The sequence below is a fragment of the Methylotuvimicrobium buryatense genome (assembly GCF_005931095.1).
Taxonomy (GTDB): Bacteria; Pseudomonadota; Gammaproteobacteria; order Methylococcales; family Methylomonadaceae; genus Methylotuvimicrobium; species Methylotuvimicrobium buryatense.
The window spans coordinates 2,694,025-2,706,872 of record NZ_CP035467.1; the positions used below are offsets into that span (position 1 = coordinate 2,694,025).

Consider the following 12,848-nt stretch of genomic DNA (forward strand, 5'->3'; position numbering starts at 1 on the left):
CATCTTAGGCATCTTTTGTGGGAGCGATTCCCTGATCGTCCCTCACCTAGCGTTCACTAGCGTTAGGTGAGGGAAAGCCGCAAACGTCAGAATACAATCAATGCTATCGAGATCGAATTGGCTAAACCTATGCAGATTTATACAAACGCACATTAACAATCGATAGTCATGGACTTCTTTCCGCTGTTCTTGAACATAAAAGACCAACCTTGCTTGGTGGTTGGCGCCGGCGATATCGCGGCCCGTAAGATCGAACTGTTGCTTCGCGCGGGCGCCAAGGTCGTCGTGGTCGCGTTGGAAGTCGGCGAAGCGGTCGCCGCCCTTCAAGACGAACATGCCATCATTATTCGCCGAAAAGCCTTCACGAGCGACGACATCGACGGCATGCGCTTGGTGGTATCGGCGACAGACGATCGCCTCACTAATGCTAAAGCCGCAACGCTAGCCAATCAACGCCGAATTCCAGTCAATGTCGTCGATAACCTGGACCTATGCAGTTTTATCTTTCCGGCGATCATCGATCGTTCGCCGCTGCTGATTGCTGTCTCTTCGAGCGGCGCATCGCCGGTCTTGTCGCGACTGCTTCGCGCGAAGATCGAAACGGCGATTCCGGCCTCCTTCGGGCTATTGGCAGGATTCATCGAACAGCTTAAAGCCCGAGTCTTACAACAAATCCCCCAAGCCCGTCAGCGACGAAATTTCTGGGAGACTATCGTACAAGGCCGCGTCGCCGAATTAATTTTTACCGGCCGGCAACGAGAAGCAGAGAGTCAATTGCTTACGCAGCTGGACCATGCCGGCGCCGCAGACAGACAAGGCGAGGTTTACTTGATCGGCACCGGCCCGGGCGATCCTGATTTACTGACGTTCAAAGCCCTACGCTTACTAGGGCAAGCCGATGTCATCGTTTACGACCGCTCGGTTTCCGGCGAAATTCTTAAACTCGCGCACAGCGATGCCGAAACCATTTTTGTCGGCCAACAAGACGGTAATCACAGTCTGACGCCGGCGGCCATCCATCGGCAGCTGGCGGAACTGGCTTCATCGGGCAAAAAAGTGGCGCGTCTAAAGGGCGGCGATCCTTTCATATTCGGCCGGGGCGGCGAAGAAATCGAAACCTTGATGCAATCGGGCATTCACTTTCAAATCGTTCCCGGCATTACCGCAGCGTCGGGTTGCGCAAGCTATTCGGGCATTCCGTTGACCCACCGAGATCATGCACAGTCCTGCACTTTTGTCTCCGGTCATATCCAAAACGGCCGCATCGATCTCGATTGGCGGCAATTGGCCAAACCCAAGCAAACGGTAATCATTTATATGGGGATATCGGGCCTTGAAAGCATTTGCCGGTCTCTGATCGATCATGGCTGCCCTGCCGACCTGCCTATCGCCGTGATTCAATCGGGCGCGACACACAAGCAACGCGTGTTCATCGGCACGCTAAGCGATAGGCCTGCCTATTCGGAATTTGCCGAAAGCGATGCGCCGGCATTGACCATCGTCGGTACGGTCGTCAATCTGCATCGGCAATTGAACTGGTTTTCAACCTAGATTCGAAGATTTGTCCACGAAAATCACAAAATACACACGGTTGTTACATAAATCTTTTGAACCTTCTATTGGGTGAGCAACTTGGAGAGTATAACTAACGTTCAGGAAAGCCTGGCAATCGCCCCAGCAAATGAAAGCTTAACCGCGTAGCCCGGATGGAGCGCAAGTGCAATCCGGGACGTTCGAGGTCACGCAATCCCCGTATTCCGCTTACGCTGCATACGGGCAACGAACTTTCCCAGTAATTAAATATTTTCGTGTGTTTCGTGGACAAAAAGCGGGGCGATGTTTCGCGACGGCAAGCAGGGTTTCCCTGCCGCTACGAGCGAATACCAGTGAGTGATGTTCTTTCAACGCCATTCTCAATAGACCTAAGTTATAAGATTCGTCGTCGGCACATAAAATCGGACCATTTACCATCATGGTCTTCACTCCATATCATTGCTCAAGCGATAAATTAGTTGCCCGGTTTGTTCCTCGGCGGCACGAAGATCGAAGCTATCCACTAATTCCTGAATAGGTCTCAGCATCTGCCGAGGCAAAGTTTTTCCTGATTAGCAAGTTTCTTCAGCTAAAGCCCAAAGATCAGCATATCCCCTAGCAGGACGGGGTTTGCAAGCCATGCGCGTCAAGCTAAAAACGGCCAACCCACATCACGCTATTTCCCAAGCTCCAGCTTGGGAAAGACACCCCGGAAGCTCCAGCTTCCTGAGACCGACACAACCTCCGCACATTCTGAATCAAACCCGACTCGCTCGCTCGTTCAATCTTTCTTGATTTTCGGGAAGCTAGAGCTTCCTGAACAGGTTACCCAAGCTGGAGCTTGGGTAACAGCATATTTTAGTTTTTGCGACTACGACTGGTCCTTGCTCGGATACTTGGCCTCGGCAAGCTGAAGCATCTTGCTAATCAGGAAGTTTTTTCAAGCTCGAGCAATACGGGTTCGGCAACATCGCATCATTTTACTTATCTTTACCATTCAGACGGCCGATTTCGCGCAACGTATCGTTCAATATAAGCTGCAACTGTTGAATCGACTCATCTATCGTAGCTCCGTCTTTTAAAAGACTAGACTCGATCTTTTCAGCCAACTTCCACACTTGTATCAGCGCCAAGTTTCCTGCCGTTCCTTTCAATTTATGCGCCAAGGCAAGAGCACTTTCCCGCTCGCCTTGAGCCATCATTTTGGCGATTTCGTCTCCGTCATATCCGTGCGATTCGGCAAACTTTTGTAAGTATTTATAGTAAGTTGCAGCATCCCCCCAATTATTAAGGCCTCTGTCTATATCTATCATGGGAAACTGTGAATCGTCTTTCTTAGCTGAAGCGATCGGCTCATTCTTAGAATCAGCCGTTACTTGTGGACCGGTAACATATTGTTGCAAATAAGCGATTAATTCCTCGACATCGAACGGTTTGGCAATGAATCCATTCATCCCGGCATTGAGCGCTGCAGCCTGTTGATTCTTGAATGCACCGGCGGTCAGCGCCACAATAGGCAACAGAGTCAGGCCAAGGACTTCACGAATTTGCCGAGTCGCTTCATAACCATCCATGAGCGGCATTTGTATATCCATTAAAACTACATCGGCCAAATCCGGATTCAGTCTTAACCATTGCAAGGCCGCATGACCGTCGTCCGCCAAATAAACGGTAGCCCCTTCGGCTTCCAAAATACGCCTTGCCATATCGCGGTTTATCTCACTATCATCGACCAGTAGCAGATTTAAGCCGTTGAGACGTTTCTCGGATGGCGTTGTATTGTTATGCTGTATTGACCTTTCGCCTTGACGACGCTGTTTGGCATCGGATACGGCATTATAGAGCGAAGAAGCGGTAATCGGTTTGTGCAAGACGGCATCGGCTATTGCCACATCCGGTTCGCGCAGCAATGCATCGCGGTCATGAGCCGTGGCAATAACGATGATCGGAGCATCGGCAATATCGCCAAGCTCCTGTCTTATGCGTTTGCCGGCTTCGAGACCATTAACACCGGGCATACACCAATCCAATAATACAATATCGGGGAGTTTATTATTCCGTGCTCGTTCGATAATCCGTTCTACAGCCTCTTCGCCCGACTCGACGACCTCGGGAGTCCAGCCCAAGCTACGCACCGTTGCCGCCAACATTTCCCTGGCCACGGGATGATCGTCGGCGATCAATACGTTTTGAAACGCGATGGACGGATGCACATACTCTTGAGGCTCAACCCGCTCTATCGGCAGCATCAACCAAAACTCGCTGCCGATACCAAGCTCGCTGTTGACGCCGAGTTCTCCGCCCATCATTTGCACCAAATACCGACATATCGATAAACCCAGCCCTGTTCCGCCGAAACGGCGTGTCGTCGAAGTGTCTTCCTGAGAAAAAGCATTAAAAATTTCCGCTTGTTTTTCAATAGGGATACCCATGCCGGTATCGCGGACGCTGAAACGTAGATAATCCCGGCCATCCTTGGGCGGTAATTTGATGACGGAGATCGTAACGCTCCCCTGCTGTGTGAATTTAAGCGCATTACTGGTCAAATTAACCAATATTTGTTCGAGCCGAAGCGCATCGCCCCGAAGAAACTCGATACCCTCGGGAGCCGGCCCCATAATCAATTCGACTTTATTGCTGTATTCGATGGACGACATGAGCGTGGCTAAGTTGTCCAGCACATCGCTCAGCCGAAATGGCGCGTGCTCGATTTCAAGGCGCCCCGATTCTATTTTGGAAAAATCCAGAATATCGTTGATGATTCCAAGCAACGACCGGCCGGCTATGCGAATTTTCTTCACCAAATTAAGTTCATCGGTACCAAGTTCGGCTTTTTCCAATAAATAGGCCAATCCAAGTATCGCGTTCATTGGGGTCCGTATCTCATGACTCATATTGGCCAAAAAGTTGCCTTTAACACTGGCAAGCCGTTCGGCCTCCTGTTTTGCCGCCTGTAATTCAGCGGTACGCTCGACCACGTTTCGCTCCAAGGTTTCATTCATTCGAAGCAAGGCATCTTGGATCCGCTTGCGTTCGGAGATATCGACAATGGTTGCCACGACAAAAAGTTGATTATCGCTCCGATAGGGACTCAAGCCGATTTCTATCGGAAATATAGAACCGTCCTTGCGAGTTCCATATAAGTCTCTTCCCTCACCCATCGCCCGAGTCGTTGGGTTTTGTAAATAATCTTTACGCTGCCTGGCATGGCGTGAACGAAACTTTTCGGGAAGCAATATTTCCACAGGTCTATTGATCACTTCCGATACTTGATAGCCGAATAGATTCTCGAAGGCCGGGTTAGCCATGACTATTTTCCCTTCGGCATCGACGACCAACAAGCCGCTGGCATTTGCTTCGAATAACATTCGAAAACACGCTTGAGCCTCTTGTAAACGAGTCGCCGACTCCGCTTCGCCCCGCGCCAGAGCCGCTTCCTTCTCGGCCAGAGCGCGCGCCGATTTTGCCTGAATTAGACGCCCTATGCCTATCGCAAACAATAGCAAGATCACCGAAGCACTCGCGACCTTAGCCGACCAAACGTTATTTTCCACCGTCGATAATTTTTCCATTGGTAAATGACTAATCACTTTCCAGTGTATGTTGTGCGATAAGCGAGCATCTTGTATGGGCGTTAGCAAAACGGAACTCCATGTCCAAAGACCGTCATCAAGTCTGATCTGGCCTTTTTTTTGCCGGGTTATCGCTTCCCATACTCGAGGATTTCGTGTAGCCAGAGTCGCTTCCTGTTGAAACATGAAAGCCCATTCATCCTGTGCATTGGGGCTTTTTAGCCAATAGCCCTCGTCATTGACCAACATCAACCTGTCAATGGCGGGGCCGGCGCTTTGGACGAAAGCATCCAGCATGGATTTTGCCATGATATTAATGATGAGAATGCCTCGAGGTTTACCTGCCACATCAAATACTGGGCTTGAGACCCTTATCGTCGGCTTGTAAGGAATCTCGATACGGCCGTCGTCCATATTCAAATCGAGCGGGGAAATATAAATCTCCCCTTGATTAAGCAGCATGGTATCGCTAAAAAAATAACGGTCCTCTTTAGCCTGTAATTCGTCGTGAGGAACGACGATCGGGCGCCCTCTTCTGTTATTGACTCGCACTTGCTCTATTCCTTGTTCGTCGATCCAGCGTACTTTGTCATAAATTGGGTTACGCGTCATTAACGAAAAAAATGCTTCTTGCATAGAGCTCGTGTCCGAGCCATTCGGGGCCTGATAAACCCTGCGAACCGGATTTTCATCGATTAAGCTCATCAAATGACCTATTGGAACAGCCAACTCTTGATCCAAGCGACCTTGCCCCAACTCGACAAAAATTGTTTCGTCGGCCATCAGCATAGATAATTCGGCATGAATGCGCGATTCGCCCAACAACAAAGTACCTGCCATGACTAAAAAGCTAACGGGCAGAAATAGCAGCATAAAATCCTTAAAAAATCGGCCTCGACCTAAAGTCGTTTGATAAGGATCGTGCTTGCTTGAACGATTGAGTAGTGTATTCAAAACGGCTGTTATCCTCTAAATTACAAATAAATGACTTTATCAAGGCGGTTGCCGGTTTAGTGCAAGCCTAACAGAGCCATTCAGCCTGGGTTAAAAGCTAGCTTTCAAATTGAGTTTTTATTGTTTTTATTTAACGCCAACCCTTTGTAATATCGATTATTTACCTGATCAATAAATAACTTACCACATAGAGTGTAGACTAGATTTTATGTTCTAGCGGCTAAATTATGCAACCCGACATATCGCATTCAAGCTTATTAACCCAATTTAATAGTATTGAGGCTACTAATACCTAGCGCCTAATCTGAGCAAGCAATGCTTAAACCTAACGTTCATGAAGGCCTAGCCATCGCCCCGGCAAATGAAAGTTCTCTGGTGGCGGAGGGTGCGGTCACTCGCCCGACAGGACGCCGTGAATACGTCCATGTAGGCTCGACGGCGGCTCCCTGCCGCCGACGCCTGTCGATCGAGCAACCGCACCCTCTCTGGAACCGGTATTGCCAGCACAGAGCTTTGTATATCGAAAAATTAGATAAAGTGTCCAAATCTACGAACTTTCACAGTAAAAAAACATTTCACCATGAAGATCATGGAGAATAAGAAGTTGATTCATTTGTATAGAACTTTAATTTATCCAATGTAACTATTCAGTCCCCCCGTAAATTATCGTTCCCACGCTCTGCGGGGGAACGCCTGAGTACCGCTCCAGCGGTACAAGATGCTAAAGCGTCTCGGTTTTCATTCCCACGCCGGAGCGCTCATCATTATACATAAATTGTAGGGTACGCTGCGCGTACCAAAGCCGTGCCCTGGAGGTTCGGTTGGCACATGAACATTGCGGGGTTGCCATGGTACGCACAGCGTATCCTACGCGGTTCGTCTGGCGTTAGGTGATCCACTTGTTAAGTGACAATAAATGGTATCGAGGTCTCATTGGTTAAGATTGCAAAAGGGTAGTTTTTGACTTATGTATAACGATGAGCGCCGGAGCGTGGGAATGATAGGGGGTGTGAATAATTACTATCCAATAGATTAGAGGGAATATTTAGGTATTCTATTGAAATACTTCATGTGCTTCATGGTTATACTGACGAATTTATACCTTTCGCACTTCAAATTTCAGCAGTGCCTTAGGAGGCGCCGGGATATTGCAATCTGAAAAACAATAAAGGGAGCCAGAAGAAATACGATTATTCCGTTGCACTCCATTTCATGCGTCGATTCAAAATTGCAAAATGAAGTGCTTTTAGGGGAAAATAGGCGGTTTCGTGTAGCTTATGCTTTTCGAAAAGCATAAACGAGAGCATCGGCTTTGGCCTTCATCATTCCACACATTAACTCGCATCGAAACCACAGGCGAAAATCATGTCAATAGAGTCAAGACACATTCAGTTGATGGACACTACCCTGCGTGACGGCGAGCAAACGCAAGGCGTCGCCTTCACGCCGACCGAAAAAGTCAGTATTGCCAAGGCCTTGTTGCAGTTTTTGCGCGTCGATCGAATCGAAGTCGCTTCGGCTCGAGTGTCGGAAGGTGAAAAAGAAGCCGTCAGCCAAATCAATCAGTGGGCCCGGCAAGAAGGTTTCGCCGACCGCGTCGAAGTATTAGGCTTCGTCGATCATACGCGCAGTGTCGATTGGATTCGATCTACGGGCGGATCGGTCATCAACCTGCTGGCCAAAGGCAGCGAAAAACACTGCCGCGAACAACTCGGCAAGACGCTCGAACAACACAGCACCGAAGTTCTGCAAACCATCGCCTATGCTCACGAACAAGGCCTGATAATCAACATCTACCTGGAGGACTGGTCGAACGGCTACAAAGATAGTCCCGATTATGTCTATGGGCTCGTGGACCGCTTGCGGCATAGCCCGGTCAGCCACTTCATGCTGCCAGACACATTAGGCGTCATGGCTCCGAACGAAGTTTTCAACAGCTTCCACGATATGTGCGGGCGCTACCCGGATTTATTGTTCGATTTTCATCCGCACAACGATTACGGTTTGGCGACTGCCAATGTTATGGCTGCGGTTAGGGCCGGCATCAGCGCCGTACATTGCACCATCAATTGCTTGGGAGAGCGTGCCGGAAACGCTTCGCTAGCCGAAGTCGCCGTGGTCCTCCGCGATAAAATGAACATGCAATTGTCCATCGACGAAAGTCATTTGGTACGCATCAGCAACATGGTGGAAAATTTTTCCGGCAAGCGCGTTGCCGCAAATGCGCCGATCGTCGGCGCCGATGTCTTTACACAGACCGCGGGCATCCATGCCGACGGCGACCAAAAAGGCGGCCTATACAAAACCCGCTTAGGACCGGAACGCTTTTCCCGAACTCATAGTTATGCCTTAGGCAAAATGAGCGGCAAGGCCTCGCTGAAAAAGAATCTCGAACGACTCGAAGTCGAACTTTCCGAAGAAGACCAGAAGAAAGTTCTCGCACGTATCGTTAGCCTCGGCGACTCCAAACAAACCATCACGACCGACGATCTACCGTTCATCATCGCCGATGTTCTCGAAAGCAAGAGCTATCAACATATTAGATTGCTGAATTGCTCGCTCAATAGCGGCTTGGACCTCCAATCCACGGTCAGCCTTCGCGTCGAAATCCAAGGCGAAAACCACCAAGCTACCGGCGCCGGCAGCGGCGGCTTCGATGCCTTCATCGACGCAATCAGCAAGGTGCTCAAAAAATACGACTACCGATTACCCGAACTAGCCGATTATGAAGTCCGCATACCTAAGGGCGGCCACGCCAATGCATTGACCGAATGCGTAATAACGTGGAATTGCGGGAACGAATTACGCAAAACTCGAGGCGTCCACGTCAATCAAGTATTTTCTGGAATCATGGCCACGATTAAACTGATCAACATTCAATTACATGAAATGAAATCCTCCGCTGAATAGCGGCAGACTCCGCGAACACAAACTCGGCAACAGTCTAATTCACGATGTATTGAGTTTTAAATTTTTCCATTCACTTAAAAACATAAAAAATGAAACATTATAAAATCGCAGTATTGGCCGGCGACGGCATCGGCCCCGAAATTACCCACGAAGCCCTCAAGGTTCTCAAAGTCATCGAAGAGCGTAACGACGTTACCTTCGAATTGATGCCCGCCTCGTTCGGAGCTTGCGCCTACTTCGAAACCGGCGACGCCTTCCCGCAAGCGACCATCGATATATGCGACCAAGCCGATGCGATTCTGAAAGGCCCGATCGGCTTGAGCCATGAAGAAGCAAAAAAAATCCCCATCGACCAACAACCCGAGCGCGGCGCGTTACTGCCGATGCGCCGTCGCTACAATACCTACGCAAATTTCCGCCCGGTTTCTCTACCGAAATCTCTGGCGCATTTTTCACCGCTCAAGCCTGAAATTATCGGCGAAGGGATCGATCTGATCATCGTGCGCGAATTGGTCGGCGGCCTGTATTTCGGCGAAAAAGAAATGGGTGTCAACGACAAAGGACTGCGTTATGTCCGTGAAACGCTGGAATACGATGAGGAACAAATTCGTCGTATCATGCACGAAGCATTCAAATTGGCCAGTAAACGCCGCAAGTTACTGCACAATATTCACAAAAGCAACGTACTGAAATCCAGCGTGTTATGGAACGAAGTCATGGAAGAAGTGGCCAAGGAATATCCGGACGTCAAGGTCGTCAACTTCCTGGTCGACGCGGCGGCAACAGCCTTATGCCTGAACCCGACCCAGTTCGATGTCATGGTCATGGAAAACATGTTCGGCGATATTCTCAGCGACCAAGGCGGCGGCATATTGGGATCTCTCGGCTTGATGCCTTCGGCCTGCATCGGTCCCGATAAAGCCTATTACGAACCGTCGCACGGTTCAGCACCGGATATCGCCGGTAAAAACATCGCGAATCCTTATTCCATGATCGGTTCGGTCGCGATGATGCTGGAAAACAGCTTCGATATGGCTGCTGAAGCTAAAAATGTATGGGATGCGATGCAAGGTGTTTTCGGCGACGGTTACTCCACCGCCGATTTGTCGAAACCCGGCAGCGGCGTAAAGATGATCAGTACCGAGCAATTCGGTGACAAAGTCGTGGAAAAATTACGGAATATGCCCAAAGTTTAATTCTAGAAAGAGCAGTTGGCATGTGTTGTAGACGTTCGTGCTGAGTAAAGTCGAAGCATGAAGGGGCTACAACACTTTCACCGGCCTGGTGAAGCCTCAAACTCCCGTTCGCCCTTCGACAGGGCTCTCCTGAGCGTAGCCGAAGGGGCTCAGGGCGAACGGGAGTTTGAGGCTCTCAACTGCTCTTTTCAGGTTAATAGTTGAAGTTAAACCACTTCGCTATTTCCCAAGCCCCCGCTCTCATCGTTATGCATAAGTCAAAAATTACCCTTTTGCAACCTTAACCAATGAGACCTCGATACCATTTATTGTGACTTAAGACTTTCGGCCTCGAGATCGCGATCAGAGGATCGCTCTAGCCTGTCGAAAGACTGATCTAGTCCGTTATTATTTTCCCCGATTTTTGGCTTTTATGTTTAAAAAATTCTTTGCGCTTTTTTCTTACCGTATAAGGGATATTCTTCTCCTCCCAGTGTGCTAGATCTACTTGAAATGCTTTATTTAATGCCTGGTCAATCACCGCTTCTTTTCGACTGCCACATAAAGCAGGAATCAATAGCACGGAGCGATTCATGTCGGCTTGCGGACTGCGTTCAAGCATATATTTATAATTTCCAAACAGCGTTTCAATAATATCGCTACTGCTTAACAACGGCAGTTCGGTCAGCTCTGCTTGAATCTGCACATGCTTTTTTAACCAAGCTTGTAGGTGTGTTTTGACTTTAGAATTTCGCGGCAATGTTTTTGATAATTGGTAACATTGTTGGTAGGTGACTTTGTTAAGCCCTTTGTTTTTAATGATTTCCATCACCTCTGAGACTATTTTAGTCGTCAACGCGAAGCGCTCAATAAAGGGTTTCATCCGTAAAAAGCCCGGAAACACCGTCCGTAATTTAGCTAACACGCTGCCTTTCTTCGCGCCGCCTTTAACGGCAAAGACATCCAGCATTTTAGCCCCCCATTCACCGAGTTTACTGATGCTTTGAAAACGCCCTTTAGTCCGTAATTTAGGGGGTGTCAAACAGGCAAATTCTGTCTGTCTCAGGCATTTCGCACCTTGACCCAGTGCCGCAGTAAAGGCTTTATAATCCGCTGTTTTTTCAAATTGACTTTTCAGCGCGCTGGCCATGCAGTGACCGATGTCATCAATGACGGGCACCGGTTTTCCTTGTTTGGCCGACCAATGTCGCACACCTTTTGCCAGCGTGTAGTCGCAGTCTTTAACAATCGCTTGAGGTACGCCGGCGATAGCAAAAATGTCCTCTAAGTCCTGGCAAACCGTCTGATGATTAACCGTTTCACGCACCTTAAGACCGATACATTCACAATCTTGTAATTGAATAGCGCTGCCGCGTTGGCGCAGCGACTGTGTTTTTACGCGGAGCACGACCAGTGCTTTTTTAGTCCCTATATCAATGGAGTAATCAATGATCGCAATCCAAGGCTCGCACGTTGGGCACACTTGGCGCAGTAACCCTAAGCCGACGCGCAAACTCCAGTTAATCACCGAAGTAAAATGTGGCGTCCACGGTAATTCAAGCGATGTTTGTGAATGAAATAATTCAAGAATGCGCGGAACGCTACGAAAAGAAACCACCGCATCAAGCACGATAAGCACGCATAAAAGTCGCGTTTGCTGAGCTTGTGTTATGTCAATAACCGTTGAAGGATTCGCGGGTACAACAGCAATATCCTGGGTTGTTAGGGTTGACTGATGCTCGAAGGTAATGTTTTTTTTGCTTCGACAAGCTGCTCTAACTGGCAATTATTCCGTTTCAGTTCCGCTATTTTTTTCAAATGACGTTTTTGTGTTTTTCTAAGCTCACGAAGCTCAGCTGCGCGCTCAGTCGCTTTGTTTTTCCATTCATCGCGGCTGTTTAGTAGTTTTGACATTTGAAGCATAGTATTTGGGGGATGGGTTAAAATAAGACCTATTTGTACCGCATACAGCGATAATTTTAAATCCACAAGCTGAGGAAATAAAATCACTGTAAAGTGAACGATTATAAACCATATAGTTGTGCTTCTTTTAGCTAAGTCATTGATTAGTCGCTTTATGAGAAAAATAAAAGCGGCTTAAGCTGTCGTTTTGGTCAAACGATTGCATCCAGAATGATTTTAAGTTATTGAATATTAATAAGGTATGTGATTTGATGCATGCGTTTCGACAGCCTAGAGCGATCCCCTGATCGCGATTTCGAAGCCGGATGCGTTAGGTAACAATAAATGGTATCGAAGTCACGTTAGCTAAAATGACAAAACGATATCTAACTGGTTCCCAGGGTCCTCCGTCACTGCCATTAAGTTAAGAGAAACCCGTCATTCCGCCATGGATGGCAAGCTTTTGAGGCTCAGTAGAGCCTGAATGCAAGCATTACTTAATTTCTGTGATGGTTTGAACTTAATAGCAGCGACGGGCCCCATAAGCGCCAACTTAGTGCCTATTCTATGGTGCGTTTATGGCTTTATTCGTCCTATCGGTATGGGTTGTCGATATCCATGTTGCATGGAAGTGGTGCTACGCATTGCCATCCGTGGCCCTGGATTCCGCCAATCCCTGGCGGAATGACGCGTTCCTTCCTTAAGTTGGCGCTTATGGCGACGGGCCCTCCGTGGGAACCCATACCTTGGCTCACTGCCATTAAGTTAAGGATTTTTCCGTTCGCCCTGAGCCTGTCAAAGG

General features: G+C 48.5%; 6 protein-coding genes. 3 read left to right on the forward strand and 3 right to left on the reverse strand.

The genetic code is table 11. The annotated features are described in order from the left end of the window. Positions 1 to 168: 168 nt before the first annotated feature. Positions 169 to 1,551, forward strand: coding sequence for a siroheme synthase CysG (cysG, locus tag EQU24_RS12065; protein ID WP_017839261.1), 1,383 nt, complete (start codon positions 169 to 171; stop codon positions 1,549 to 1,551). A gap of 962 nt (positions 1,552 to 2,513) precedes the next feature. Here the strand turns inward: cysG and EQU24_RS12070 are convergent. Beyond that, positions 2,514 to 6,059 (reverse strand): response regulator, encoded by a 3,546-nt coding sequence (locus EQU24_RS12070; RefSeq protein WP_017839259.1) that lies wholly within the window; start codon positions 6,057 to 6,059, stop codon positions 2,514 to 2,516. A 1,365-nt stretch (positions 6,060 to 7,424) separates the two neighbouring features. On the opposite strand from EQU24_RS12070, the gene EQU24_RS12075 reads away from it, so the two are divergent. Together EQU24_RS12075 and leuB are read left to right on the forward strand one after the other, a co-directional pair. Beyond that, complete coding sequence (locus EQU24_RS12075; RefSeq protein WP_017839258.1) at positions 7,425 to 8,969, forward strand: alpha-isopropylmalate synthase regulatory domain-containing protein; 1,545 nt, start codon at positions 7,425 to 7,427, stop codon at positions 8,967 to 8,969. Between the two features lie 89 nt (positions 8,970 to 9,058). Next, entirely contained in the window at positions 9,059 to 10,165 is a 1,107-nt protein-coding gene (leuB, locus tag EQU24_RS12080) for a 3-isopropylmalate dehydrogenase (RefSeq protein ID WP_017839257.1), read from the forward strand. Between the two features lie 376 nt (positions 10,166 to 10,541). Here the strand turns inward: leuB and EQU24_RS12085 are convergent, their stop codons facing one another. Together EQU24_RS12085 and EQU24_RS12090 are read right to left on the reverse strand one after the other, a co-directional pair. Continuing rightward, positions 10,542 to 11,774, reverse strand: coding sequence for a hypothetical protein (locus EQU24_RS12085; RefSeq protein ID WP_209005070.1), 1,233 nt, complete (start codon positions 11,772 to 11,774; stop codon positions 10,542 to 10,544). 92 nt (positions 11,775 to 11,866) lie between these two features. Further along, complete coding sequence (locus EQU24_RS12090) at positions 11,867 to 12,154, reverse strand: hypothetical protein (RefSeq protein ID WP_235726384.1); 288 nt, start codon at positions 12,152 to 12,154, stop codon at positions 11,867 to 11,869. Between the last annotated feature and the right edge of the window lie 694 nt (positions 12,155 to 12,848).

Bases quoted from the DNA above. Each gene is read 5' to 3' on its own strand.
- cysG (WP_017839261.1), top strand. From the start codon at position 169: ATGGACTTCTTTCCGCTGTTCTTGAACATAAAAGACCAACCTTGCTTG.
- EQU24_RS12075 (WP_017839258.1), top strand. From the start codon at position 7,425: ATGTCAATAGAGTCAAGACACATTCAGTTGATGGACACTACCCTGCGT.
- leuB (WP_017839257.1), top strand. From the start codon at position 9,059: ATGAAACATTATAAAATCGCAGTATTGGCCGGCGACGGCATCGGCCCC.